A 24,059-nucleotide genomic window follows, 5' to 3' on the forward strand; every position below is an offset into this window, starting at 1 on the left:
GTTCAGACTTTGGGAAGGCTTACCTCACCAGCTCTTTAACGCGCTGGTGAGGTAAGGCTTTCCACGCTGGCGGACGTGGATTCCCTGTGGTCTGATGTTCCAATGACCTCCATCGCCCCCGCCAGAATCGCCCCCGTCGCTCCTGCGGTCGAAGCCGCAGCCGACGACCGGAAGCGCACCGAGAGCCACGCCGGCCGCCTGAACTGGCTTCGCGCCGGGGTGCTCGGCGCCAACGACGGTATCGTCTCCGTCGCAGCCCTCGTCGTCGGCGTCGCCGGCGCGAGCGGCTCGACCGCAGTCATTGCCGCGGCCGGCACAGCCGGTCTCGTCGGCGGGGCGATCTCGATGGCCCTCGGTGAATACGTCTCCGTCAGCAGCCAGAGCGACAGCCAGCGCACCCTGATCGCGCGCGAGAAGCACGAACTGAGCATCGACCCGGAGGGCGAGCTCGAGGAACTCGCGAAACTCTACGAAAAGCAGGGCCTCGCGCCCGCGACCGCCCGCCAGGTCGCCACGGAATTCACCGCGATCGACCCTGTGCGCGCCCACCTGCTGGCCGAGCACAGCATCACGGAAGACGACGTCGTCAGCGCCTGGCATGCCGCCTGGGTCTCCGCCGCGGCGTTCACCCTCGGCGCGCTGCTCCCGTTCCTGGCGATCCTGCTCCTGCCCGCGAGCGTGCGCATCCCGATCACCTTCGGCGCCGTGCTCGTCGCCCTCGCCGCCCTCGGCGCGACCGGCGCCCACCTCGGCGGCAGCCCCAAGCTGCGGGCGATCATCCGCGTCGTGCTCGGCGGCGCCGCCGCGCTCGTGGTCACCTTCCTGATCGGGTCCCTGCTCGGCACCTCCGGCGTCGTCTAGCCCGCCAGCCACCAAGCGGTGGCGAGCCCACCTAATGGTTTTGACAATCATTATCAATAGGGATAGCGTCGCTTACGTGACCCCCTCGAAAATCCTCGTACCCGCACTCCTGGCCGCGGCCGCGCTCACCCTCAGCGGATGCTCGGCCACGACGCCCGGTTCGGCCGGAGGCTCAGGAGGAGCATCGGGCGACCTCCGGGTCGTCGCGACAACCACCCAGGTCGCCGACCTCGCCCGCAACGTGATCGGGGATGCCCCGGGCGTCACGCTGACCCAGCTCATCCAGCCGAACCAGAGCGCGCACAGCTACGACCCGTCCGCGGCCGACCTGACCGCCCTCGGCCGCGCCGATGTGCTCGTCATCAACGGCGTCGGCCTCGAGGAATGGCTCACCGACGCGATCGACGCCTCCGGCTTCCATGGCGTCACGATCGACTCCGATGCGGGCATCACGATCGCAGAGAGCGGCGCCGGAAACGACGAGGCCCCCCACACGGCGGATGCCGCACACGACCACGCGGGCGGCAACCCGCACATCTGGACCGACGTCGCGAACGCGGAAGCCATGACCCGCACCATCGCCGCCGGTCTCGCGGCCGCGAGTGCCGCCGACGCCGACCGGGCAGCTGCCTTCACGGCCAACGCCGCCGGCTACGGAAGCACGCTCGCAGCGCTCGACGGCTGGATCCGCACGAACATCGACCCGGTCCCCGCCGCGGAGCGGCTTCTCGTCAGCAACCACGACGCCTTCGGTTATTTCACGGCCGCATACGGCATCACCTACGTCGGCAGCGTGATCCCGAGCTTCGACGACAACGCCGAACCGAGCGCAACCGAAATCGACCAACTCGTCACGAAGATCAAGGCCACCGGCGTCAAGGCCGTGTTCTCCGAGGCCTCGATCAGCCCCAAGGCCGCCGACACGATCGCCCGGCAGGCCGGCGTCACCGTGTACTCCGGCGACGACGCCCTGTATGGCGATTCCCTCGGCCCGGCCGGCAGCGACGGTGCCACCTACGTCGCCTCTCAGCTGCACAATGTGCGCCTGATCCTCGAGTCCTGGGGCAGAGTCCCCACCGCCGTACCGGCAGACCTGCGAGAGTGAACACGTGAACGAGAACGATTCTCAACCGCGGACCGCCGCGCCGCTCGCCCTCCACGTGGCCGGGGCATCCTTCGCATACGCCCAGACGCCCGCGCTCGAAGACGTCGCCTTCGACCTGCGCGCGGGTGAGGCCGTCGCCCTGATCGGGCCGAACGGTTCGGGAAAGTCGACCCTACTCAAGGGAGTGCTCGGCCTGATCCATCGCACAGCAGGCACGGTCGAAGTGCTCGGTGAATCCCCGGCCCCCGCAGGCGCGGTCGGGTACGTGCCCCAGGCCGACGAGCTCGACCCGGAATTCCCGGTCACCCTCGAACAGGTGGTCATGATGGGGCGATACCGTTCCCTCGGCTGGCTGCGCCTGCCCGGCAAACGCGACCGCGCGCACGTCGCAGCGGCCCTCGAGGCCGTCGGCCTCTCCGAACGCGCCAGGACCCGGTTCGGCGAACTCTCCGGGGGCCAGCAGCAGCGCGGCCTCCTCGCCCGCGCCCTCGCATCCGGGCCCCGCCTGCTCCTGCTCGACGAACCGTTCAACGGCCTCGACCAGGAGAACCGCAACGCGCTCGTGGACACCGTGAAGCGACTCAAGGCCGACGGTGTTGCCGTGCTCATCTCGACGCACGACCTCGAACTCGCCCGCGACGTCTGCGAATCGGTCCTGCTGCTGAACGGCGGCCAGGTCGCCTTCGGCCCACTCGACGAGGTGCTCAGCCTTGAGAACGTCCAGCGCACCTTCCGGTCCGTCGGGGTCGAACTCGACGAGCACACCGTCGTCGTGCCCAGCCACACGGGGCACTGAGTGGATGCCTGGGGCGCGCTTCTCGACGCCTTCTCCCTGCCGTTCATGTCCCGCGCCCTCGTGGTGCTCCTCGTGCTGAGCCTCGTCGCGGGCATCGTCGGCGTGCTGGTCAACCTGCGCGGGCTCGAATTCATCAGCGACGGGCTCACCCACGCGGTGTTTCCCGGCATCGCGATCGGGTTCGTCTGGGGCGGCCGTGAGGGCCTCTTCGCGGGGGCGATCGTCGCGGCAGTGCTCACTGCGATCGTGTTGGCGGTGCTGATGCGCAAGGCTGTGCCGGTCGACGCCGCGATCGCGATCGTGTTCACGGCCATGTTCAGCATCGGCGTGATCGTCGTGTCCCGGCAGACCAACTACGTCGGCCAGCTCGAACAGCTCCTGTTCGGGCGGCTGCTCACGATCAGCGTGGTCGAGGTCGTCCAGACGATCGTGATCTGCGCGATCGCCCTCCTCCTCGTGGGAGTCACACTCAAGGAGCAACTCTTCCGCGCCTTCGACCGCACCGGGTTCTCCGCCGTCGGCTACCGGCCCTTCGTGCTCGACCTCGTGCTCAACGTGGCGATCGCGCTCGTCGTCGTCGCCGCGTCGAGCGCCGTCGGAACCCTGCTCGTGCTCGCGGTGCTGATCGTTCCCGGCGCGGTCGCACGGCTCGTGACCGTGCGCCTGTGGCTGCTGTTCCCGGTCGCGGCGGTGTTCGCCGCCGTCGCGGCGTGGCTCGGCCTCTCCCTCGGCTATGTGGCATCCGTGGGGGCCGGCATCAACCTGCCGAGCGGCGCGACCGTCGTGCTCGTACTCGTCGCCGGGTACGCCCTCGCCCTCGTCGGCCGACTCCTGCTCGACCGGCTGCGCGCGCCGCAGCCTCGGCCCGCGGCGGTGCTCTGATGGATTACTTCAGCACCGCCCTCATCGCCGCGACCGTGATCGGCGCACTCTGCGGCCTCGTCGGCTCCCTTGTCGTGCTGCGCCGGCGCACCTTCTTCGCCCAGGCCCTCACCCACGCCACCTTCCCCGGCGCGGTCGCCGCGGCCATGCTCGGGCTGAGCATTCCGCTCGGGGCTTTCGTCGCGAGCATCGCCATCGTCGGAATCATGACCGTGATCGGCCGGGTGCGCCGCCAGGGCAGCCAGGTGGCCTCTGGCATCGTCCTCACGGCGGGCTTCGCGCTCGGGGTGCTCCTGCAGGCGCTCAACCCGTCGCTGCCCGTTCACGTCGATTCGTTCCTCGTCGGATCCATCCTGACCACGACCGGTTCCGACATCGGCCTCGCCGGCGGCGTCCTCGTGGTCGCCGTTCTGGTGATCGTCTTCTTCGGCAAGGAACTGCTGTTCTCGACCTTCGATGCGAGTGGATACCGCGCGGCCGGATACCGGGAATGGCCGATGGAACTCCTGACCCTGGGCCTCATCACCGCGACCGTCGTGACCGCGATGCCCGCGGTCGGCGCGATCCTCGCGATCGCCCTGATCGCAGCCCCCGCGGCCGCCGCACGCCTGCTCGCCCGCACCACGGGGCAGATCCTCGTCGCGGCACCCGTCCTCGGGGCGACGGCCGGGATCAGCGGGGTACTGCTCTCGCGCGCCCTCGACGTCGCCGCCGGGCCCGCGATCGCGCTCACCGCAGCAGCGTTCTTCCTCCTGGCTCTCGCCGTGCGTCAGATCCGCTCCCGGGCCGGCAGTTCCCGGACCGCCGCCCTGCCCACCCGGCCGGCTTCCGGTCGTGCCGCCGCCCGGGCGAGCCTAGGGTGGGAGTCATGAAGCGCAACACCTGGCAGCGCGAGGCCGTGCGCACCGCCCTCAGCGACACGGTCGGATTCGTGAGCGTGCAGGGCCTGCACACCCGCCTGCACGCCACCGGATCCCCGATCGGACTCGCGACGGTCTACCGCGCCCTCGCCGACCTCGCGGGCGAAGGCGAGGCCGACTGCCTGCAGTCGCCCGACGGCGAAAGCCTCTACCGGGCCTGCAGCACGACAGACCACCACCACCACCTGATCTGCCGGCACTGCGGCCTCACCGTCGAAATCGAAGCGGATGCCGTCGAAACCTGGGCGAAGAACGTCGCCGCCGAGCACGGCTTCACCCAGGCCGCCCACGTCGTCGACGTGTTCGGCCTGTGCGCGGCGTGCACCGCGGCATCCGCCGCCGCCGCCATCGCCTGAGCGGAGTTGCGCGGACACCCGTCGACCCGTAGAGTTGGCGGTTGCTGCGCATATCTTTGCGTGCACTGCCGGAATACATCGGCTTCGCTTTCTGAACCAGTGAAGTGGAACTGCTGTGCCCGGCCGACAAGAGATCTTGGGAAGGGCATTCGCCCTTCGGTATTGGAGGAGAACCATGGCAGCAACCTGCCAGGTGACCGGAGCCGTTCCCGGCTTTGGACACAACGTTTCGCACTCGCACCGACGCACCAAGCGTCGTTTCGACCCGAACGTACAGACCAAAAAGTACTACGTGCCTTCGTTGCGCCGTAACGTCACCCTGACCCTCTCGGTCAAGGGAATCAAGGTTATCGATGCTCGTGGCATTGAGTCGGTCGTCAAGGACCTGCTCGCCCGTGGGGAGAAAATCTAATGGCCAAGCAGCATGACGTCCGCCCGATCATCAAGCTCCGCTCGACGGCCGGCACCGGTTACACGTATGTGACCCGCAAGAACCGTCGTAACGACCCCGACCGTCTCGTGCTCAAGAAGTACGACCCCGTAGTGCGCAAGCACGTTGACTTCCGAGAGGAGCGCTAACACATGGCCAAGAAGAGCAAGATCGCCCGTAACGAACAGCGCAAGATCGTTGTTGCCCGTTACGCCGTCAAGCGCCTGGAGCTGAAGAAGGCCCTCGTCGACGAGTCCGGTACGGACGAGTCGCGCGAGGCAGCCCGCCTCGGCCTCCAGAAGCTTCCCCGCAACGCTTCGCCGGTGCGCGTGCGCAACCGCGACGCCGTCGACGGTCGCCCCCGTGGCCACCTCTCCAAGTTCGGCATCTCGCGCGTGCGTTTCCGCGATATGGCGCACCGCGGCGAGCTGCCCGGCATCACCAAGTCCAGCTGGTAACACCCGCTGAATCGCTTCGCTGAACTCCGGTTCCGCGAATGAGGGGATGTCGACTTCGGTCGACATCCCCTTTCTCGTACCCGGGCGGATGTCTCGTCGAGGGACCCCGGATTCCGCGCACAGCGGAAATGGCACTCCCGGAAGGGCAAAAAGCGCCCCAAGATGCCGAAAAACGCCGGAAATACGCGGAAGTTCCCGGAACTCTGTTAGATTCAACGCGGTCCAACCGACCAACGGATGCGCCTTCTGGCGTCGCCCGCATTACCCGCATACCTGTTTTTTACAGACGAAGGTCCGAGGAGGACACTCAATGGCTGACAAGTCGCTGAACAAGACCGAGCTCGTTGCCAAGGTTGCCGCAGACTCTGGCCAGAGCCAGGTTGCCGTCGACAGCGTGCTCAACGCATTCTTTGCCGCACTCGCCGAAACCGTCGCGAGCGACGGCAAGGTCACCATCCCGGGCTGGCTCGGCGTCGAGCGCACCGCCACCGCGGCGCGCACCGGCCGCAACCCGCAGACCGGCGAAGAAATCGCCATCGCAGCAGGCCACCGCGTCAAGCTGACCGCCGGCAGCAAGCTGAAGGCCGCCGCCAAGTAACATCGGCACCCGTTCCACCTGCTTCACCCGCTTCATCTGCTTCACCTGCTTCATACAGAGGAGGGCGTCGGCTTCGGCCGGCGCCCTCCTCTGCGTCCGGTCCGTGGCATCCGCTCTCGGCATACCCACCCGGCTGGCCGGTTAAGCTGGAGCCGTGCCTCGTCTCGTGCGGATCTCCGGTCCTGCAGCCCTCCTCCTGGTGGCCGTGCTCTCGACCCTGCTGGCCCTCGCCTACGGCGGCGGCGCTGCTGCGCAACTGCTCGCAGACCCGGGGCCGCTCGTGCGCTGGGGACTCCCGGTGGCGAAGCTGCTCGTCAACCTCGGTGCTGCGGGCACGATCGGCGCCCTCGTGCTCGCCTGCTTCGCGCTCAGCCCCCGCGAGAACGCATACGGCACCTCGCTCGACTTCGCCGCGGGAGCCGCGGCACTCTTCACCGCCGCCTCCGCTCTCACCGGGTTCCTGACCTTCCTGCAGGTGACGGATGTCCCGTTGGCCTTCGACGACCGCTTCAGCGCGACCGCCGGCCAGTTCTTCAGCCAGATCGAACTCGGCCAGGCCTGGCTCGCGACCACGCTCATCGCCGCGGGCGTCACGGTGCTGTGCTTCGCGGTGCGCAGCCAGACCGGGCTCGTTTTCGTCACGGCCCTCGCGATCGGCGCCCTCGTTCCGATGGCGCTCCAGGGCCACGCAGCGGGCAGCCAGGGCCACGACGTCGCGATCACGGCACTCGGACTGCACCTCGTGTTCGCGGCGATCTGGCTCGGCGGGCTCCTGACGGTCGTCGTGCTCCGCAAACAGCTCGAGGGCACGCGTATCAACGCCGTCATCGGCCGGTATTCGACGCTCGCCCTCGTGAGTTTCATCGTCGTCGCGGCCTCCGGTTACGTCAGCGCCGAACTGCGGATCGGCAGCATCGACCGGCTTCTGACGCCGTACGGCATCCTCGTGCTCGTGAAGGTCGTCGCCCTCATCACGCTCGGCGGTTTCGGTGTGTTGCAGCGCCGGTTCCTCGTCGAGCGGATGCGCCGGGCCACGCTCGCGGGACCGGGCGCCGCCGGCCGCAGCGCGGGCACCTGGTTCTGGTGGCTCGTGGTCGGCGAGCTCGCTTTCATGGGACTCGCCTCAGGGGTTGCTGCGGCGCTCGCCCGTACCGCGACCCCGGTCGCCCAGGTCGTGGCGACCCAGGTCGCCACCTCGACCCCCGCGCAGATCCTCACCGGCGAGCTGCTGCCGCCAGAGCTGACCTTCGCCCGGTACTTCACCGAGTGGGACTTCGACCTGGCCTGGGTGCTGTTCTGCGCCTTCGGGATCTTCTTCTACCTGGCCGGGGTCTACCGGTTGCACAAGCGCGGTGACTCCTGGCCTGTCTACCGGACCGTGTCCTGGGTGGTGGGGATGCTCATCCTCTTCTACATCACCAACGGCGGCGCCAACCTGTACGCGAAGTATCTGTTCTCGTCGCACATGCTGATGCACATGGCGCTCACCATGCTCGTGCCGGTGTTCCTCGTGCCCGGCGCCCCGATCACCCTTGCCGCCCGGGCCATCCACAAGCGCACCGACGAGAGCCGCGGAGCCCGCGAGTGGATCCTCCTCGCGGTGCACTCCCGGTACGCGGGCGTCCTGACGAACCCGATCGTCGCCGCAGTGCTCTGGGCCGGCTCCCTCTGGGTGTTCTACTACTCGAACCTGTTCAGCTGGGCGACGACCGACCATATCGGGCACGAGTGGATGGTCGTGCACTTCCTGATCACCGGGTACCTGTTCGTGCAGTCCCTGATCGGCATCGACCCGGTGCCGTACCGGCTGCCCTACGCCTTCCGGCTGCTGCTGCTGCTCGGCACGATGGCGTTCCACGCCTTCTTCGGGGTCGCCCTGATGACCGGGACGGGCCTGCTCCTCGCCGACTGGTACGGCGCGATGGGCCGCACCTGGGGGGTCAGTGCGATCGCCGACCAACAGCTGGGCGGCGGCATCGCCTGGAGCGTCGGCGAGATCCCGACGATCGCGCTCGCGATCGCCGTCGCGATCCAGTGGTCCCGCAGTGACGAGAAGGAAACCCGGCGCAAGGACCGCAACGCCGACCGGACCGGCGAGGCCGAGCTCATCCGCTACAACGCCCAGCTCGAGCGGCTCGCCTCGCGCGACACCCGGCAGCCCTAGTCCCTGCCGGAATCGGTCAGCGGAGCTGGATCGCGAGCGACCCGTCGGCCCCGACCACGACCTGGATCGCGACCGCGAACGGAACATCCTCATCCCGGGTGCTGAGGTCCCCGTCGAAGAGCGACTGCACGGCGACCTTGATGTGCGCCCTGCCTGCCGTCGCCGGCATGTCGAAGACGGTGTCCCCGGCGGCGAGCGTCACGGCCGGGTATTCGGGAATCGACCAGGTCGGCACCGACTTGACCCTGTCGTTGATCTCGATCCCGAAGGGGCAATCCGAGGGCTGCAGGACCGTCTGCGTCGCGCAGGAATCGAGGAAGGCGTTGAGCTCCGACTGGACCTGCCCGACGAAGGACGCGTTCGGTTCGGCGTCGACCGAGACATCCGTCGCCCCGGACTGCGTCACGGGAACCGACTGCGGCGCCGCGCTCAGCAGGGCCGACTCGTGCGCGATCGTGTACCGGGCCGGGGCGAACGCGAGGTACGCGGCCTGGTTCGAGAACGTCACCGGGGCGTCGGCCGCCGCGTGCGCGCGCGTGTCGAGGGTGAGGCCGTTGACCGAGAAACTCGCCTCGTGCAAGACCGTGACGCCGAGCACCGCGAGGGGGCTGGTGTCGAAGCGCCACGAGTCGAAGACCGCCGCGTACGTTCCCGCCCTGGCCACCCGGAACTCCATCGTCTCCGGAGCACCGTCGAGGTCGAAGGCGTAGATCACGCTGTGCACCTCGGCGGTGCCGGTGCCGGTGCCTGTGCCTGTGTCGGCGGCGTCCGGCTGCACGGTGTCGCTGACGAGCCTGATCGCGGTGATCGAACTGAGCACGGATGCCCGCAGCAGCGTGTCGGGAAGTTCCGTCGGCAGGCCCGCCGCCGTCAGCTCTGCCGTGGTCGGGGTCACCCCCGGCAAGGTGAGTGCGCTCGCGGTGTCGTGCCTGGCCAGGGCGTCGAGGTACTGGCGCACAAAACCACCCGCGCTGTACACCTCGCGGTTGAGCGAACCGATCGCCGCGAACAGCGCGGCGACGAGGAGGACGACAACCACGACGACGGCGACGAGGGTTCGGCCCCGGTCGCGCGGGGCCGTGCGGTCGCGGTTGCTCACGTCCACATTCTACGGGCGCGATTCTGAGGTGCCGGCGTGCGTGGGTGCGGGACGGGAGCTGCGATGTCCACGGATGCCCGGCATCCGCCCCCGGCACCGGCCCGGGCGGATACAGTGGAATGTTCCCTCCATTCCTACTGAAAGCGACCCGTGTCCCCGATTTCGTTGTCGCGTGAGCAGGCCGAGGTCTACCAGGCCATCGAGAACACGCGCCAGAACGTCTTCGTGACGGGGCGCGCCGGCACCGGCAAGTCGACGCTGCTGAACCACCTGTCGTGGAACACCAGCAAGCAGATCGTGATCGCCGCCCCGACCGGTGTCGCGGCGCTCAACGTGGGCGGGCAGACGATCCATTCGCTCTTCCGGCTGCCGATCGGGGTCATCGCCGACCACGCGATCGACCAGAACGACCAGGTCAAGAAGCTGCTCAACACGATCGACACCGTCGTGATCGACGAGGTCTCGATGGTCAACGCCGACCTGATGGACGCGATCGACCGCAGCCTCCGGCAGGCCAGGCAGCGCCCGAACGACAGCTTCGGCGGCGTGCAGATCGTCTTGTTCGGCGACCCGTACCAGCTCGCGCCCGTCCCCGGCGATTCCGACGAGCGGGCGTACTTCACCGACACCTACCGGTCGATGTGGTTCTTCGACGCGAAGGTCTGGAAGGGCGCTGAACTGCGCATCTTCGAACTGACCGAGGTGCACCGGCAGCGGGATGCCGACTTCCGGCACATGCTGAACGCCGTGCGCTACGGGCAGGTCACCGCGGAGATCGGCGGCGCGCTCAACGCAGCGGGCGCCCGCACCCCGCCTGCAGAGGGCGTGATTACCCTCGCCACCCGCAACGACGCGGTCAACCGGATCAACGCGGCCGCGCTCAAGCGACTGCCGGGCAAGGCGCTCACCGCGAAGGCAGAGGTCACCGGTGACTTCGGCGGCCGCACCTATCCAGCGGACGCGGTGCTCGAGCTCAAGGTGGGCGCCCAGGTGATGTTCCTGCGCAACGACTCCCCGCTCGACGGCGGCGCGCGCTGGGTCAACGGCAGCATCGGCACGGTCACGAAGGTGGATTCGACGGTCTACGTCGAGATCGACGGCACGACGCACGAGGTGGAGCCGGCCGTGTGGGAGAAGTACAAGTACAGCTACAACCAGGCGACGAAGAAGCTCAGCAGGGACGTCGTCGCCGAGTTCACCCAGTTCCCGCTGCGGCTGGCCTGGGCGGTCACCATCCACAAGTCCCAGGGCGCGACGTACGAACGGGCGATCGTCGACCTCGGCACCAGGGTCTTCAGCCCCGGCCAGACCTACGTTGCCCTCAGCCGGCTGACCGGCCTCGACGGGCTCTACCTCACCCGGCCGCTGCGGCCGAGCGACATCATCGTCGACGAGGACGTGCAGCGGTTCATGGGCAGCCAGGGCGCCCTGCCCGCGTCCTGACCCGCGGCTAGTGGTGGTGGCCGGCCGGGGTCTCGGGGGTCGGGGCCGAGGGAAGACCGTGCGAGCCGTGCGGGACGGCGTGCGCGCCGGCATCCGTCGCGGCCAGCGCCGGTGTGGTGAGCCCGGAGACGACGAGGGCGGCGAGCGTGAGAGCCGCGAGGAAGCGCCACCCGCCGGCCGTCTCACCCGCTGGGGTGTGTGCCGAATCCAGGACGTGGTGCCTGATTCGGGTTGGCTCGGGGCGATTCGGGCCGGATTCGGCCTGAACTCCTGAATTCGGAACGCGCTCGGTGGTGGTGGTGGTGCCGGTGCTGGCGGCGCGGCGGGTGCGGCGCAGGGCGAGTGCAAGGGAGCCGGCCAGGAAGAGGTCGAAGAGGGTTGCGGTGGCCATCGGCTGGAGCGGGAGGCCGGTCGCGGTCGCCGGCACGCCGAGGCCGCTGCCGAGGGTTGCGACGGCGCCCCAGACAAAGACAGGGATCAGGGCTCCGAAGAGCGCTGCCCCGGGGGCGAGTGCCCGCCCCCGGACCAGCGTTACGGCGCCCCAGCCGAGCTCGGCAGCGCCGAGCCCGACCAGGGTGATCATGAGGAGCACCGGGGCGCTCGCACCCACGGCGAGGTGGATCGTTCCCGCGCCGATGGCGGCAGAGGAGAGCCAGAGGCGGCTGATCGGGGTCATCGAAGCTCCTGTTCGTGGATGCGTGGTGCGGCGTGCTGCGTGGCGAATGCGGGTGTGGAGCGGCCGGCGGTTCAGGCGACCGCGGAGTGGCGGACGACCTTGTCGGCGGCGAGGCCCGCACCGAGCAGCACGATCGCACTGGCGAGGTGCAGGAAGTGGTCTGGCGTGTTGAGGGCGAGGATGTTGAGCTCCGAGCCAGCGATGAAGAACCCGACGATGCCGAGGAGCAGGTAGACCGCGCCGATCGTGGTGTTGACGGACTTGGCCGCGGTGACGCCCGAGAGGCCGGCGATGAGCAGTGCGGCGCCGATCAGCAGGTGGGCGACGTTGTGCAGCGGGTTGACGGCGAAGAGGCCGAGCAGGAGCCCGCCCTGGGTGGCGATGAAGCTGACCCCGCCCGTGACGGCGAAGCCGAGCAGGCCGACGAGCAGGTAGACGGCTCCGAAGACGGTGGCGACGAGGCGGTTCGGTGAAGTGCGCATGAGATTTCCTCCTGGTAGAGACCGCGGGGGTGCGGTTGCCAGTAGTTCGGAATGAACCTCACAGCGGATTGGTAGGCTCGCGGCATGAATATTCCCCCGGACACCAAGGACTGGACCTGGGTGCTCGAGCGCCCCTGCCCCGAGTGCGGTTTCGTCGCCGCGGATGTCGTCTTCGAGGACATCCCACGGTTGATCCGCGAGAACGCCGCGGCCTGGCTGCCCGTGCTCGAGCGAGCGGATGTCGCGGTGCGGCCGAGCGAGCACACCTGGTCCGCCCTGGAGTACGCCGCCCATGTTCGCGATGTGTTCCGTATTTTCACCGTCCGGCTCGCGCTGATGCGCTCGGAGGACGACCCCCTGTTCCCGAACTGGGACCAGGACGCGACGGCCGTGGCGGAACGGTACGGCGAGCAGGCCCCGGAACGGGTCGCCGTCGAACTGGCCGAGGCCGCGGCATCCGCGGCCGTTGCGTTTACCGCGGTCCCCGCCGCCGAACTCGGTCGGGTCGGCAGGCGCAGCGACGGCGCCCGGTTCACTGTGACGACGATGGGACAGTACTTCGTGCATGACCCGGTGCATCACCTGCACGACGTCACCGCGGTGTCAGAGCACCGCTAGAGTCGCGGCTGCCGTTTCTGAGGCGGGCAGCGCAGGTGACGGTGGTGATGCACCGGGCGTGTGCGGCCGCCGCTACGCGGTGTGCCTCCGGTTGACGACGGCGCCATAGATCAGCAGCACGATGATCGACCCTGCAATGGCGAGCAACCAGCTGGACAGCTGGAAGAAATCGCCGATGCCGACGCCGAAGAGGAGGGACCCGAGCCAGCCGCCGAGGATCGCGCCCACCACTCCGAGGAGCAGGGTCACGAACCAGCCGCCGCCCTGGGTGCCGGGCAGGATGGCCTTGGCGATCGCGCCGGCGATCAGGCCGAGAAGTAGAAATCCGATGAAACTCATGTCAAGCGTCCTTTCGCTTACAAGCGTTGTCTCACATGGTGTGTCATCACATGCCTGCCCGCAGACTCTGGCGCGGGTGCAGGCCAGCCTCCATCTCCGTCTTACTCATCGAGTCTGCCACGATCCGGTATCCCGGTCACGGGGTCGCGGCCCGAATGCAACCCGATTCGGGAATATGCCGTGAGTTACGATTGCCCTGCGCCCTGCAACTGATCACCCCCGGTCTCAGCGACTGCAGTGGCACCCCCGTTCTCGCGGCGGACGCCCCGGCGCAGATCGACGGAGGCCCTCTTGTCCGACAGAACACTGCCCGTGGTCATCCAGGGCGGCATGGGCATGGCCGTCTCGTCCTGGCGGCTCGCCAATGCGGTGGCCCGCACCGGCCAGCTCGGCGTCGTCTCCGGCGTCGCCCTCGACTCCGTCCTCACACGCAGGCTTCAGGACGGCGACGCCGGCGGACACATCCGCCGGGCGCTCGCCGCGTTCCCGGTTCCCGCACTGGTCGGGCCCGTTCTCGAGCGCTACTTCCAGGCCGAGGGCCGCGCGGAGGGCGAGCCGTACCTTCCCGTACCCAAACTGTCCCTGAAGCCCACCCGCGAGCAGCAGGAGCTCAGCGTGCTCGGCAACTTCACCGAGGTCTGGCTGGCCAAGGAGGGCCACACCGGGATCGTCGGGATCAACTACATGGAGAAGGTACAGATGGCGACCCCGCCGGCCGCACTCGGCGCCATGCTCGCCGGGGTCGACTACGTCCTGATGGGCGCCGGCATCCCGCGCCAGATCCCGCACCTCCTCGATGAGCTCGCCGCCGGCCGGGTCGGCACGATCGACATCGACGTGCACGGGGCCGAAGCGGATGCCGTCCACACCGTGAGCGTGGATCCCGTCGACGTCCTCGGGCTGACGCCGGAGACCTTCCCGCCGCTACTCCGCCCGTTCTTCCTCGCCATCGTCTCGGCGCACGTGCTCGCGTTCTACCTCGCGCGCGATGCGGACATCCGCCCGGACGGGTTCATCATCGAGGGCCCGACGGCAGGCGGGCACAACGCGCCCCCGCGCGGCCGGCTCACCCTTGACGACGACGACCAGCCGATTTACGGCCCGCGCGACGACGCGAACATCGTCAAGATCGCCGAACTCGGCCTGCCGTTCTGGCTCGCCGGCGGCTACGGGCAGCCGGAACGCCTCGCCGTCGCGCTCGCCGCGGGAGCACAGGGCGTGCAGGTCGGCACCCTGTTCGCGCTCAGCCAGGAGTCCGGCCTCGCCCCCGAACTGCGCGACCAGGTGCTCGGCCGCCTCGACGCGACGGAGCTCTCGATCCGCACCGACGCCGCCGCCTCGCCGACGGGATTCCCGTTCAAGGTGGCCCAGCTGCCGGGCACGTTGTCCGAACCGGCGGTCTACGCCGACCGGGTGCGTCTCTGCGACCTCAGCTACCTGCGCGAGCCCTATGCGAAGAAGGACGGCACGGTCGGGTTCCGCTGCCCGAGCGAACCCGTGCACATGTACGTGCGCAAGGGAGGCACCGCCGAGGATGCTGCCGGCCGCGCCTGCCTCTGCAACGCGCTCACCGCGACCGTCGGCCTCGGCCAGACCCGCAAGACCGGCTACGTCGAGGCGCCGCTGCTGACGCTCGGCAACGACATCGACGGGGCCGCCGTGCTCCTCGCTGCACATCCGGAAGGGTGGAGCGCCGCGGACGCCATCGGCTGGCTGCTCCGCGACGCCCCGGTCTCCCCGACCGCCTCCTGACCACTACCTTTCCGGTCGAGAGTGCCCGTTACAGCGGTCACTCTCGACCGGAAAGGTGACTCTCAAGCGGCTTCAGTGACGGTGAACTCCGCTGTCATCGTGTGGCTCGTGCCGGGGGCGAGGGTGATCGCGGCTGCGCCCACGTTGCAGGTCTCGACGCAGACCATGCCGGTCCATTCCTGGGAGCCGAAGTCCGCCATTGCCGCGGCCTTGTCGATCCATGGGTTCCAGACGACGGTGCTCTCGGAGCCGGTCTTCGCGACGGCGATGCTGCGCGTCCCGTCCTTGATGACCGTGGTGGCCGTGGTGCCGGGGTAGATCCGGTCGGTCTCCGCCACGAAGCCGACGGGGCCGTCGGCCCCTGGCTCGAGCGTGCCGCCCGCGACCTTGTCGAGGAACGGGGTGCCCTCGAGCCCGGCGACCGTCGTCCGGTGGATGTCGTCGATCGCGAAGTAGCTGTGCAGCGCCTCCTCGACGGTCACGGCCACCGTGTCCCGGTTGGTCACGGTCAGCTCGAGGCGGAGCGTCGCACCGACGGTCACGGTGTAGCGGGCTTCGAACGGATGCGGCCACGCCGACGCGCGTGTCGCGGGCGAGTCCGTCAGGTGGAAGGTCAGCACCACATCGTCAGCGACCTCGGCGGCGCCGGACAGCTGCCACTCGGTCACGCGGGCGAACCCGTGGGCCGGCGCCGTCGCGTCCGCTGCGTTCGGACCGAACCAGGGGAAGCAGATCGGGATTCCGCCGCGGATGGCGGTGCCCGGGGTGAAGCGGCTCGCCGCGCTCATCCAGAGCACGGGGGCTCCGCCGGCTGGAACCCAGGAGGCGACGTGCGCACCGTGCAGGTACACCTCGGCCGACCCGGCGCGGCCGGTGACACGGACGATGGGGAGCCCGCCGACGCCGGGGGCGAGGTGGACGGACGCCGGCAGGACGGGAAGTGCTGTGGGAATGGTTGACATGGGAAACCTCCAGGGTTCACCTGATTTTCCCACAGTGGGACTGTTGATGAGCGGGCGCGACTCTCAGCCGGTGCCTGCCCGCTGTGCGGCAGACATCGGACCATCAGGGTGCGGTTAGGCGACTGCGACCGGTGGCGGGTTCTTCGACTCGACATAGGCCCGCGTGACCGCAATGTCCTGGTCGCCGAAACCGTGTGCGGTGAGATCGGTGAAGGTGTCGAGCAGCAGACGCAGCTGAGCGGCATCGGTGCCGGTTCGATCGGCTTCTTCGAGTGCGTAGCGGAGGTCCTTGATCATGTACCTGGCGACTCCGGACGGGCGATAGTCCGCGTCGACGATACGCCGCTTCCGGCTGTCCAGGACCCGGCTGCCCGCGTACCCGTTTTCGAGAAGGTCGAAGAGGGCGCCGAGGTCGAGGCCGCTCCGTTCCGCCAGGACCGCAGCCTCGCCGAGCGCCAGAATATTCGCCGCCACGATGAGTTGATTGCAGAACTTGGCGATTGCGCCGGCACCGAGCGGACCGAGGTGCGCCGGGGTGCCGATGGCCCGTAACACGGGCAGTGCGAGGTCGACATCGTCAGCGCTGCCGCCGACCATAATCGAGAGTGTCCCCGCGACCGCACCGTCTTCGCCGCCGCTCACAGGGGCATCGACGACGTGGAGGAGACCGTTGGTCTCAGTTGCGAGCCTGTCCGCGAGCTCACGGATGCCGGACGCGGAGGACGTGGAGGAAATCACCAACAAAGTGGGGGTCGTGATACCCGAAACGATACCGTCGGGGCCGTTCAGAACCTGTTCAAGTTGCGGAAGGTCCGGGAGCATGTCGACGATGATGTCGGCCTGTTCAGCGAGCCGCCGCGGGGATTCCGCCCAGGAGGCTCCCGAATCCAAGAGTTCGGAATAGCGTTCGCGTCCTCGGTCGCTGATGACAACGTTCCAGGAGGCTGCAGGGCTGCGCAGGAGGCTTGCAGCCATCGGGCGGCCCATCACTCCCAATCCAATGACTCCGACAGTAAGCGAATTTGCAACAGGAAAACTACGTTGGTTTGACATGCCGTTCACTCTAGCGAACTCTGTTCAGTAGGATGGATGCAGCTTGACATTCAGGAGCGCCGCACACCGACCCCTATTCGGCGCAGAAAAGGGTAAATACAGTGATCGAATCAGATACTCGCCTTCGAGTCGTTGTCGCGGCTCCACTGTCCGAGGAACTATGCCACCGCATCGAAACGGGTGAACCCCGCCTGCAGCTCATCCGCGATCAGGAGCTGTTGCCCCCGCAGCGCCATCCCGGCGATTTCAACGGCGACCCTTCCTTCCACCGCACCGCTGCGCAGCAGGAGCGTTTCACGGCCCTCGTCGATAGCGCGGATGTGCTCTATGGCATCCCGGACGTCGATTCCGCGGCACTGAAGAAGACCGTCGGAGTCAACCCGCGCTTGCGCTGGGTGCAAACCATGGCGGCGGGCGGCGGCGGACAGGTTGCCGCCGCAGAGCTCAGCGCGGCTCAGCTGGAACGGGTTGCCTTCACGACTTCCGCCGGCGTGCATGGCGGTCCCCTCGCCGAATTCGCACTCTTCGGGGTGCTCGCCGGCGCCAAGTCATTGCCGCGCCTCCTTGCCCAGCAGCACGACCACACCTGGAGTGGCCGCTGGACCATGGGGCTTGTGAGTGAGCAGACGGTCCTTGTCGCCGGTCTCGGTGGCATCGGTGCCGGAGTCGCTTCCCGTCTTGCCGCACTCGGCGCACGCGTGATCGGCACGACCCGCGGCTCGCAGGACATCCCGGGAGTCTCCCGCTTCATCCAGCCCGAAGAAATCCCCTCCGTGGCGCACGAGCTGGATGCTGTCGTCGCGACCCTGCCCGGGACCGCTGCGACCAACGGACTCTTCGGCAGCGAGTTCTTTTCCCGGGTCAAGCCGGGCGCGACCGTCGTGAACGTGGGACGTGGGACCGTCATCGACCAGGACGAACTGTTGCGTGCGCTGCGGAACGGCCGGGTCGGGTTCGCGGCCCTCGACGTGTTCGCCGAAGAACCCCTCGCCACCGACAGCCCATTCTGGGACCTGCCGAACGTCCTGGTCAGCCCGCACACCGCCGCTCTCAACGCTGCAGAGGACCGGCTGATCGCCGAGCTCTTCACCCGCAATGCCACTCGCTTCCTCGACGGACAACCCCTGATAAACCGGGTCGATACCGTCGAGTTCTACTGAAAGACACAGGAGAGAACTGATGAACACGCTATTTGACGTCTCGGGGAAGACGGCACTCGTCACGGGATCGAGCCGAGGAATCGGACTTGCGCTCGCGGGCGGCCTCGCGGACGCGGGAGTGCGGGTTGTCGTCCACGGACGCAACCGCGATCAGGTTGACGCGGCCCGCTCCGGGCTGGAGAAATCCGGCCGGGTGGAAACGATCGCATCCACCTTCGACATCACCGACCCGGCCGCCGTCGCCGATGGAATCGCGGCGATCGAGAATGAGTGGGGTGTGCTGGACATCCTGGTCAACAACGCCGGAATTCAGCGCAGGGCCCCGTTCACCGAGTTCACCTTCACTGACTGGAACGACATCGTCGCGACCAACCTCACCGGTGCATTCCTGGTCGGCCAGCAGGCCGCTCGAGGGATGGTGACCCGCGGCAGCGGCAAGATCGTGAATATCGGATCGGTGCAAAGCCAGCTCGGGCGAGCAGGCATTGCGCCATACGCTGCGACCAAGGGCGGAATCTCGATGCTGACGAAGGGCATGTGTGCTGACCTTGCGGTCAGCGGCATCCAAGTGAACGCCCTCGCGCCCGGGTATTTCGCGACAGAGCTCACGAAGGCTCTGGTCGCGGACGAGGCCTTCAGCTCCTGGGTGCGCACGCGAACACCTGCCGGACGCTGGGGCGATGTCGCAGACCTGGTCGGCACCCTGATCTACCTCGTGTCGCCCGCGTCGGACTTCGTCAACGGGCAGACGATCTTCGTCGACGGCGGAATGACCGCCGTGGTGTGACGAGACCCGGTCAGGAACCTGGCCTGCACACAGCGGATTCAGCGAACGGAACCACATTCATAGGACAGAGGAGTCCAACATGTCGAATATTCACACCGGCGTTCTCGGCGTTGTCGCCCACGCCAAGGGAGACCTTCGGGTCGAGGTCATCGGAGAGCCGCGGCCTGAGGCTGATGAGGCGGTCGTTGAGGTCGCCTTCGGTGGCATTTGCGGATCAGACCTGCACTACTGGCTCGATGGGGCGGCCGGAGAATCCATTCTCCGAGAGCCGCTTCTGCTCGGGCATGAAATCGTCGGAACGGTCGTCACGTCGGCCGCGGACGGATCCGGACCCGTTGCCGGGACCCGTGTCGCGGTACACCCCCTGACGCCGGGGCCGGGTGATGGCAGTCGCTATCCGATCGAGCGGCCGAATCTTGCACCGGGCGGGACCTATCTCGGCAGTGCTGCCCGGTTCCCGCACCGGTCGGGTGCATTTGCCAGGCGGGTCGCGCTGCCCAGCCGGATGCTGCGGAAACTCCCGAAGGGGCTGTCGCTTCGCGACGCCGCTCTCGTTGAACCGGCCGCCGTTGCGTGGCACGCCGTTGGGCGAGCAGGCGAGGTGCGCGGCAGACGAGCTCTCGTTGTCGGGTGCGGTCCGATCGGGTCGCTCGTGATCGCCGTGCTGCGGCACCATGGCGCAGCGGAGATCATCGCGGTCGACACGGTCGAGCCGCCCCTGTCGAGGGCGCGCCTGCTCGGTGCGACCCAAACGCTCCTCGCCACCGATGCGGACGCGATTGCGCGCGTCGACGCCGATATCGTGATCGAGTCGTCCGGCAACTACCGGGGACTCGAATCGGCGGTGCGCGGTGCCACCCGTGGAGGACGCATCGTGATGGTCGGACTGCTGCCGTCTGGCGAGCAGCCGGCCCTGATCTCGCTGGCGATCGTCCGCGAGCTGGAACTCGTCGGATCGTTCCGGTTCAATGACGAGATCGACGAGGTCGTGGCCGCTCTCGCCGACGGCTCCCTCGACGTCGGCGGAATCGTGACCCAGGTCTTCCCCGTTGGTGAGGCCGCTGCGGCCTTCGAAATCGCCCGCGACCCCGCTGCATCCGGCAAGGTCTTACTCAGCTTCGAAGAACGGGACTAGAACGCCATGATCAACTCCGTCCAACATCCGCTTGTCGTCGTGATGGGAGTGTGCGGTGCGGGCAAGTCGACAGTCGGTGAACAGCTTTCGCGGGCCATCGGCGAGTCGTTCATCGACAGCGACGTGCTCCACCCCGCGGCCAATATCGCCAAAATGGCCGCAGGCCGTCCCCTCGACGACGCGGACCGGATGCCGTGGCTCTCGCTCGTCGGCGGCGCCCTTTCCGCCGCGCGAGCCGATGGCCAGGGGCTCGTCATTGCATGCTCCGCGCTCAAACGGAGCTATCGGGACGCGATTCGTGCCGAGGCGCCTGGAACGTACTTCGTGCACCTTTCTGGTACTCCTGAATTACTGGCGGCGCGCCTCCGCGACCGCGGAGGACATTTCATGCCGCCTGAGCTTTTGGAGTCCCAACTCCGTACTCTTGAGCCGCTCTGCGACACCGAGGAGGGAACCGTCGTCGACATCGCCGCAGGGGTCAGCGAAATTGTTGCCGCTGCGGTCACGTCCCTGCGGGTTCCGGCGGTGTCTCAGTAGCTGCCGAAGCCTCGACCAATGAAATCAAAGACTGCCGACGTATCGGTGGATGACGGCGAGATCCTGGTCTCCGAGGCCCGCTTCGGTCAACCGTAGGAAGGATTCCCGCACGGCGGCCAGGGTCGGGGCCACCGTGCGGGTATCTGCAGCAGCGGCTGCCGCGAAACTCAGGTCCTTGACCATGAATTTGGCCGCCCCTGTTGGCGTGTAGTCGCGCTCGACGAGCCGTCGACCCTTCGTCTCCAGAACGCGGCTGCCCGCATAGCCGCCCTGGAGAAGGTCCAACAGGGCGCCAAGGTCAAGGCCTGAGCGTTCGGCGATCACGCTCGCTTCGGCGATCGCGCTCATTGTCGCAGCGACGATGAGCTGGTTGCAGGCTTTGGCCACGGCGCCGGCTCCAAGTGGCCCCAGTCTCAATGGGGACCCACAGGCGCTGAGGACCGGCAGGACGCGTGCGACGGGTTCGACGTCGCCGCCGACCATGATCGAGAGTGTTCCTGCTTCCGCGCCTTCGGTGCCGCCGCTGACGGGGGCGTCGACAAGAACCATTCGCCCGTGCGTACCGTGACGGAGTCGAGCGTCGACCGTGCGCAGTCCGGCAGCTGAGACCGTGGCCGAGACGACCACGACAAGCTCCGTGGACGCTTCGGCGACGCCGTCTGGCCCGAAAAGAACTTCCTCCACCTGAGGCAAATCGGGAACCATGAGGATGAGGACGTCCGACTGCTCCGCGAGTTCGCGCGGCGTGCCTGCCCATGCCGCTCCGGCTGCCAGTAGCGCCGCAGAACGTTCTCGTGATCGCCCCGTGACCGTGACTTTGCGGATGTGCCTGTCCGGTCCGCTGGCGCGGAGCAGGTTCAGGGCCATGGGCAACCCCATGTTTCCCAGCCCGATCATTCCCACGGATACAGGACCTGATTCGGCGGGGGGCAACGTTGACATTTGAACAGCATACAGAACCGCATTCACCACTGTGGATGGTGATCGCCCCGTGAAAGTGGGCGACTGGTACCATCGGGGTGTGTTTCGGCTGCCGCCATGCGGCGCAGCGCGGCGCCAAGGAGGAAGCGGAATGAGCGTCATCGAGGTTGAAAAGGGTGCTCAGGCGCCGGCAGTCTTGAAGGCGGTCAGGATCCTCGATCTGCTCGCGCTCTCGCCCGGCCGCGCCCGTTCCTTGAGCGATATCGCGCGAGAGTTGGGTATAGCCAAGTCGTCGACGTCCAATCTGTGTGCGTCGCTCGAAGAGGGCGGGCTCATCCGGCGAAGCGGTGGAGGATATCTACTGGGCAGACGCGCGGTCGAGCTCGGAAGCGCTTACCTCGCGGGGTTCGACCAGATTCGGGAGTTCTACCGGATCTGCGAGGAGTCGGAGGTGCTCACCACACAACTTGTGCAGATTGCAATGTTGGACGGAGCCAGGGTCCTCTATCTGGCGGCGTACGAAGGGAGGGAGCGGTTCCCGTTGTCTGCGGGCGTCGGAGATCGCTACCCGTCGTCAGCGACCGCGGTGGGTACGGTACTCCTCGCGGAACTACCACCGGACGAGGTTGAAGCGCTGTACGCGGACCCCAATCGACTCGTGACTTTCACTGATCGTTCAACGAAGGACCTGGAGACGTTGCAGCGGAAGTTGAAGATGACGCGTGAGCGCGGATATGCCATCGATGAGGGTGAGATCCACTTGAGCGTGGTCGGTTTGGCAGTCCTCGTCCCTTCGACGCGAAGCGGAGAACCATCGTTCGGAATCGGTGCGTCGCTGGTGCACCCGAATGATTCACCGGAGGAGCGGGCGCGCGTCCTGGCGGCTCTTCGGATGGCGGCAGCGGAGCTGACGCGGCCGACGATTGTTCCTGTCGAAAAATAATCGTTCAGAATGCCGAACTCTGTTCAGCCGGGTGTAGCATCATTCCTACGGGCACAGACGCCCGCATCGACGCCTCGACTTGGGTGAATTCCGAGTAATTCATTCGACTCAGGGGTCATCCAATGGAGGGTGAGACATCGTGAGCAGTGAGAATCAACCGGGCGGTTCCAGTGGGGCTTCGGATCCGGATTACGCGGCGAATCTTCGTCGGGCCACTTTGGCATCAAGCGTGGGCAGTGCGCTGGAATATTACGACTTCGCCCTGTACGGGCTCGCGTCGGCCCTGATCTTCAGCAAGGTATTCTTCTCCAACCTCACACCTGCCGTTGCCCTGGTCGCGAGCTTCGCCACCTTTGGGGTGGCCTTCGCCGCACGTCCACTCGGGGGGCTTTTCTTCGGCACGATCGGCGACAAGCTCGGTCGTAAATGGGTTCTACTCACGACGATCGCCATCATGGGTGGCGCATCCACTCTCGTCGGCGTCTTGCCGACCTATGAGCAGGCCGGCCTGTGGGCCCCGGCTCTCCTGGTCTTGCTCCGGCTCTTGCAAGGCTTCGGTGCTGGCGCCGAACAGGCGGGCGCGACGGTCCTTATGGCCGAATACGCACCCGTTCGCCGACGCGGCTTCTTCGCGGCCCTCCCCTTCATTGGGATTCAGGCAGGAACCTTGCTTGCCGCGGGAGTGTTCGTCGACCTCGGCACCCTCCCCACGGAGGTCCTGCTCGCGGGAGTGTGGCGCATTCCCTTCCTCGCCTCCATCCTGCTCATCGGTGTCGCCGTCTTCATCCGGATGCGCCTGCGGGAAAGCCCGACATTCATCACTCTCGAAAAGCAGGATCAGGTTGCCGAGAGTCCCCTCCGCGAGGTTTTCCGCGGCTCATTCCCCTCGGTTCTGCGTGGAATCGGCCTGCGGATGGCGGAGAACGGGGGCTCCTATATCTTCAGCACTCTCGCCGTGAGTTTCGTGGTCACAACCGTTGGAGTCGGCACGTGGATCGGCCCGCTCGCCGTCGCGGTTGGATCGTTGGTCGGGATGGTGACGGTTCCGTTCGCCGGTCACCTCTCTGATCGCTTCGGACGGGTCCCCGTCTACCGGTTCGGCGCGGCGGTCCTTCTGGTGCTTGCCTTCCCCGGCTGGTGGCTGCTGTCGCTCGGAAACCCTGTAATCGTCATCATCGTGATCGCCGTTGCAATCGGCCTCGGAGTCAACACCATGCTCGGCGCGCAGTGCGCGCTCCTTCCTGAAATGTTCGGCAACCAACACCGGTATCTCGGTGTTGCGACGTCACGGGAATTCAGTGCCATCCTTGCCGGCGGGATCGCGCCGGTCCTCGGTGCTTTCCTCATCGGCGCCAGCGGTGGGGCCTGGTGGCCGCTGGCCATCTATGTCTTCATCCTCGCCGCGATCACGTTCGCAACGACTTTCGTGACACCCGAGACCCGCGGCCGTGACCTGACGCTTCTCAACGACGCACTGTTCGACAGCGCGGTTCAGGTTGAGACACGTCCCGAACACATGGTGTCGCACAAGGAATTCCTCGCACGTGTCGGCAGCTGACGCAGCTTCTCTCCTCATTCGACC

General features: G+C 67.4%; 27 protein-coding genes. 20 read left to right on the top strand and 7 right to left on the bottom strand.

Translation table 11 applies throughout. The features are described from left to right. Positions 1 to 102: 102 nt before the first annotated feature. The 11 genes from E3O46_RS01810 (at position 103) to E3O46_RS01860 (ending at position 8,570) form a co-directional block, all read left to right on the top strand. Positions 103 to 861, top strand: a complete 759-nt coding sequence (locus E3O46_RS01810; RefSeq protein ID WP_134448506.1) for a VIT1/CCC1 transporter family protein — start codon at positions 103 to 105, stop codon at positions 859 to 861. Between the two features lie 76 nt (positions 862 to 937). Continuing rightward, positions 938 to 1,966 carry a metal ABC transporter substrate-binding protein gene (locus E3O46_RS01815; RefSeq protein ID WP_198413675.1) on the top strand — a complete coding sequence of 343 codons (1,029 nt, stop codon included), beginning with the start codon at positions 938 to 940 and terminating at the stop codon, positions 1,964 to 1,966. Positions 1,967 to 1,970: 4 nt separating this feature from the next. After that, positions 1,971 to 2,762 (top strand): metal ABC transporter ATP-binding protein, encoded by a 792-nt coding sequence (locus E3O46_RS01820; RefSeq protein ID WP_134448502.1) that lies wholly within the window; start codon positions 1,971 to 1,973, stop codon positions 2,760 to 2,762. Next, positions 2,763 to 3,644: a metal ABC transporter permease gene (locus E3O46_RS01825; protein ID WP_134448500.1), complete on the top strand. Its 882-nt coding sequence runs from the start codon at positions 2,763 to 2,765 to the stop codon at positions 3,642 to 3,644. Further along, positions 3,644 to 4,516, top strand: a complete 873-nt coding sequence (locus tag E3O46_RS01830; protein WP_134448498.1) for a metal ABC transporter permease — start codon at positions 3,644 to 3,646, stop codon at positions 4,514 to 4,516. The genes E3O46_RS01825 and E3O46_RS01830 overlap by 1 nt, the downstream gene beginning before the upstream one ends. Beyond that, complete coding sequence (locus E3O46_RS01835) at positions 4,513 to 4,920, top strand: Fur family transcriptional regulator (RefSeq protein ID WP_134448496.1); 408 nt, start codon at positions 4,513 to 4,515, stop codon at positions 4,918 to 4,920. Before E3O46_RS01830 ends, E3O46_RS01835 begins: the two co-directional genes overlap by 4 nt. A gap of 175 nt (positions 4,921 to 5,095) precedes the next feature. Then, complete coding sequence (gene rpmB / locus E3O46_RS01840; protein ID WP_134448494.1) at positions 5,096 to 5,332, top strand: 50S ribosomal protein L28; 237 nt, start codon at positions 5,096 to 5,098, stop codon at positions 5,330 to 5,332. Beyond that, complete coding sequence (gene rpmG, locus E3O46_RS01845) at positions 5,332 to 5,499, top strand: 50S ribosomal protein L33 (RefSeq protein ID WP_092322741.1); 168 nt, start codon at positions 5,332 to 5,334, stop codon at positions 5,497 to 5,499. Before rpmB ends, rpmG begins: the two co-directional genes overlap by 1 nt. Positions 5,500 to 5,502: 3 nt before the next feature. Continuing rightward, the gene (gene rpsN / locus E3O46_RS01850) at positions 5,503 to 5,808 is read left to right on the top strand and encodes a 30S ribosomal protein S14 (RefSeq protein ID WP_134448490.1); all 306 of its coding nucleotides are present in this window, start codon (positions 5,503 to 5,505) and stop codon (positions 5,806 to 5,808) included. A 310-nt stretch (positions 5,809 to 6,118) separates the two neighbouring features. Beyond that, positions 6,119 to 6,406, top strand: coding sequence for an HU family DNA-binding protein (locus E3O46_RS01855; RefSeq protein ID WP_134448488.1), 288 nt, complete (start codon positions 6,119 to 6,121; stop codon positions 6,404 to 6,406). 154 nt (positions 6,407 to 6,560) lie between these two features. Further along, positions 6,561 to 8,570: a bifunctional copper resistance protein CopD/cytochrome c oxidase assembly protein gene (locus tag E3O46_RS01860; protein WP_174774570.1), complete on the top strand. Its 2,010-nt coding sequence runs from the start codon at positions 6,561 to 6,563 to the stop codon at positions 8,568 to 8,570. A gap of 16 nt (positions 8,571 to 8,586) precedes the next feature. Here the strand turns inward: E3O46_RS01860 and E3O46_RS01865 are convergent, their stop codons facing one another. Next, on the bottom strand, positions 8,587 to 9,669 hold the full coding sequence (locus E3O46_RS01865) for a hypothetical protein (RefSeq protein ID WP_134560987.1): 1,083 nt from the start codon (positions 9,667 to 9,669) through the stop codon (positions 8,587 to 8,589). A 150-nt stretch (positions 9,670 to 9,819) separates the two neighbouring features. Between E3O46_RS01865 and E3O46_RS01870 the strand changes: the two genes are divergently transcribed. Further along, positions 9,820 to 11,112 carry an ATP-dependent DNA helicase gene (locus E3O46_RS01870; protein ID WP_134448484.1) on the top strand — a complete coding sequence of 431 codons (1,293 nt, stop codon included), beginning with the start codon at positions 9,820 to 9,822 and terminating at the stop codon, positions 11,110 to 11,112. Between the two features lie 7 nt (positions 11,113 to 11,119). On the opposite strand, the gene E3O46_RS01875 is transcribed toward E3O46_RS01870, so the two are convergent. Continuing rightward, a complete protein-coding gene (locus E3O46_RS01875; RefSeq protein ID WP_134448482.1) occupies positions 11,120 to 11,788 on the bottom strand; it encodes a hypothetical protein in 669 nt (222 codons plus the stop codon). 71 nt (positions 11,789 to 11,859) lie between these two features. Beyond that, complete coding sequence (locus tag E3O46_RS01880) at positions 11,860 to 12,270, bottom strand: DUF4383 domain-containing protein (RefSeq protein ID WP_134448480.1); 411 nt, start codon at positions 12,268 to 12,270, stop codon at positions 11,860 to 11,862. A gap of 84 nt (positions 12,271 to 12,354) precedes the next feature. Between E3O46_RS01880 and E3O46_RS01885 the strand changes: the two genes are divergently transcribed. Then, positions 12,355 to 12,888, top strand: coding sequence for a DinB family protein (locus E3O46_RS01885; RefSeq protein WP_134558137.1), 534 nt, complete (start codon positions 12,355 to 12,357; stop codon positions 12,886 to 12,888). 72 nt (positions 12,889 to 12,960) lie between these two features. Here the strand turns inward: E3O46_RS01885 and E3O46_RS01890 are convergent, their stop codons facing one another. Next, on the bottom strand, positions 12,961 to 13,227 hold the full coding sequence (locus E3O46_RS01890; RefSeq protein ID WP_134448476.1) for a GlsB/YeaQ/YmgE family stress response membrane protein: 267 nt from the start codon (positions 13,225 to 13,227) through the stop codon (positions 12,961 to 12,963). Between the two features lie 291 nt (positions 13,228 to 13,518). Between E3O46_RS01890 and E3O46_RS01895 the strand changes: the two genes are divergently transcribed. Then, on the top strand, positions 13,519 to 14,979 hold the full coding sequence (locus tag E3O46_RS01895) for a nitronate monooxygenase (RefSeq protein WP_322136854.1): 1,461 nt from the start codon (positions 13,519 to 13,521) through the stop codon (positions 14,977 to 14,979). Between the two features lie 62 nt (positions 14,980 to 15,041). On the opposite strand, the gene E3O46_RS01900 is transcribed toward E3O46_RS01895, so the two are convergent. After that, the gene (locus E3O46_RS01900; protein WP_134560988.1) at positions 15,042 to 15,941 is read right to left on the bottom strand and encodes a D-hexose-6-phosphate mutarotase; all 900 of its coding nucleotides are present in this window, start codon (positions 15,939 to 15,941) and stop codon (positions 15,042 to 15,044) included. 114 nt (positions 15,942 to 16,055) lie between these two features. Continuing rightward, the gene (locus tag E3O46_RS01905; RefSeq protein ID WP_134560989.1) at positions 16,056 to 16,994 is read right to left on the bottom strand and encodes an NAD(P)-dependent oxidoreductase; all 939 of its coding nucleotides are present in this window, start codon (positions 16,992 to 16,994) and stop codon (positions 16,056 to 16,058) included. 101 nt (positions 16,995 to 17,095) lie between these two features. Between E3O46_RS01905 and E3O46_RS01910 the strand changes: the two genes are divergently transcribed. The 4 genes from E3O46_RS01910 to E3O46_RS01925 all read left to right on the top strand — a co-directional run bounded on the left by E3O46_RS01910 (position 17,096) and on the right by E3O46_RS01925 (position 20,613). Next, positions 17,096 to 18,154 (top strand): D-2-hydroxyacid dehydrogenase, encoded by a 1,059-nt coding sequence (locus E3O46_RS01910; RefSeq protein WP_134448470.1) that lies wholly within the window; start codon positions 17,096 to 17,098, stop codon positions 18,152 to 18,154. A 19-nt stretch (positions 18,155 to 18,173) separates the two neighbouring features. Further along, complete coding sequence (locus E3O46_RS01915) at positions 18,174 to 18,941, top strand: SDR family NAD(P)-dependent oxidoreductase (RefSeq protein WP_134448468.1); 768 nt, start codon at positions 18,174 to 18,176, stop codon at positions 18,939 to 18,941. 79 nt (positions 18,942 to 19,020) lie between these two features. Then, a complete protein-coding gene (locus E3O46_RS01920; RefSeq protein WP_134448466.1) occupies positions 19,021 to 20,076 on the top strand; it encodes an L-idonate 5-dehydrogenase in 1,056 nt (351 codons plus the stop codon). A gap of 6 nt (positions 20,077 to 20,082) precedes the next feature. Then, positions 20,083 to 20,613 carry a gluconokinase gene (locus E3O46_RS01925; protein ID WP_134448464.1) on the top strand — a complete coding sequence of 177 codons (531 nt, stop codon included), beginning with the start codon at positions 20,083 to 20,085 and terminating at the stop codon, positions 20,611 to 20,613. Between the two features lie 24 nt (positions 20,614 to 20,637). Here E3O46_RS01925 and E3O46_RS01930 read toward each other — a convergent pair whose 3' ends face one another. Beyond that, positions 20,638 to 21,555 carry an NAD(P)-dependent oxidoreductase gene (locus E3O46_RS01930; protein WP_134448462.1) on the bottom strand — a complete coding sequence of 306 codons (918 nt, stop codon included), beginning with the start codon at positions 21,553 to 21,555 and terminating at the stop codon, positions 20,638 to 20,640. A gap of 130 nt (positions 21,556 to 21,685) precedes the next feature. On the opposite strand from E3O46_RS01930, the gene E3O46_RS01935 reads away from it, so the two are divergent. Further along, positions 21,686 to 22,477 (top strand): IclR family transcriptional regulator, encoded by a 792-nt coding sequence (locus E3O46_RS01935; protein ID WP_134448460.1) that lies wholly within the window; start codon positions 21,686 to 21,688, stop codon positions 22,475 to 22,477. 229 nt (positions 22,478 to 22,706) lie between these two features. After that, positions 22,707 to 24,035, top strand: a complete 1,329-nt coding sequence (locus E3O46_RS01940) for an MFS transporter (protein ID WP_241987315.1) — start codon at positions 22,707 to 22,709, stop codon at positions 24,033 to 24,035. The last annotated feature ends 24 nt before the right edge of the window (positions 24,036 to 24,059 follow it).

Source organism: Cryobacterium glucosi, assembly GCF_004402235.1.
In the GTDB taxonomy this organism is placed as follows: domain Bacteria; phylum Actinomycetota; class Actinomycetes; order Actinomycetales; family Microbacteriaceae; genus Cryobacterium; species Cryobacterium glucosi.

Excerpts from the sequence above, each read along its gene's own strand:
- E3O46_RS01930 (WP_134448462.1), bottom strand. The coding sequence starts at position 21,555 with ATGTCAACGTTGCCCCCCGCCGAATCAGGTCCTGTATCCGTGGGAATG.
- E3O46_RS01880 (WP_134448480.1), bottom strand. The coding sequence starts at position 12,270 with ATGCGCACTTCACCGAACCGCCTCGTCGCCACCGTCTTCGGAGCCGTC.
- E3O46_RS01875 (WP_134448482.1), bottom strand. The coding sequence starts at position 11,788 with ATGACCCCGATCAGCCGCCTCTGGCTCTCCTCTGCCGCCATCGGCGCG.
- E3O46_RS01830 (WP_134448498.1), top strand. The coding sequence starts at position 3,644 with ATGGATTACTTCAGCACCGCCCTCATCGCCGCGACCGTGATCGGCGCA.
- E3O46_RS01935 (WP_134448460.1), top strand. The coding sequence starts at position 21,686 with ATGAGCGTCATCGAGGTTGAAAAGGGTGCTCAGGCGCCGGCAGTCTTG.
- E3O46_RS01835 (WP_134448496.1), top strand. The coding sequence starts at position 4,513 with ATGAAGCGCAACACCTGGCAGCGCGAGGCCGTGCGCACCGCCCTCAGC.
- rpmB (WP_134448494.1), top strand. The coding sequence starts at position 5,096 with ATGGCAGCAACCTGCCAGGTGACCGGAGCCGTTCCCGGCTTTGGACAC.
- rpmG (WP_092322741.1), top strand. The coding sequence starts at position 5,332 with ATGGCCAAGCAGCATGACGTCCGCCCGATCATCAAGCTCCGCTCGACG.
- E3O46_RS01855 (WP_134448488.1), top strand. The coding sequence starts at position 6,119 with ATGGCTGACAAGTCGCTGAACAAGACCGAGCTCGTTGCCAAGGTTGCC.
- E3O46_RS01810 (WP_134448506.1), top strand. The coding sequence starts at position 103 with ATGACCTCCATCGCCCCCGCCAGAATCGCCCCCGTCGCTCCTGCGGTC.
- E3O46_RS01920 (WP_134448466.1), top strand. The coding sequence starts at position 19,021 with ATGTCGAATATTCACACCGGCGTTCTCGGCGTTGTCGCCCACGCCAAG.
- E3O46_RS01900 (WP_134560988.1), bottom strand. The coding sequence starts at position 15,941 with ATGTCAACCATTCCCACAGCACTTCCCGTCCTGCCGGCGTCCGTCCAC.
- E3O46_RS01885 (WP_134558137.1), top strand. The coding sequence starts at position 12,355 with ATGAATATTCCCCCGGACACCAAGGACTGGACCTGGGTGCTCGAGCGC.
- rpsN (WP_134448490.1), top strand. The coding sequence starts at position 5,503 with ATGGCCAAGAAGAGCAAGATCGCCCGTAACGAACAGCGCAAGATCGTT.
- E3O46_RS01925 (WP_134448464.1), top strand. The coding sequence starts at position 20,083 with ATGATCAACTCCGTCCAACATCCGCTTGTCGTCGTGATGGGAGTGTGC.
- E3O46_RS01890 (WP_134448476.1), bottom strand. The coding sequence starts at position 13,227 with ATGAGTTTCATCGGATTTCTACTTCTCGGCCTGATCGCCGGCGCGATC.
- E3O46_RS01915 (WP_134448468.1), top strand. The coding sequence starts at position 18,174 with ATGAACACGCTATTTGACGTCTCGGGGAAGACGGCACTCGTCACGGGA.
- E3O46_RS01905 (WP_134560989.1), bottom strand. The coding sequence starts at position 16,994 with ATGTCAAACCAACGTAGTTTTCCTGTTGCAAATTCGCTTACTGTCGGA.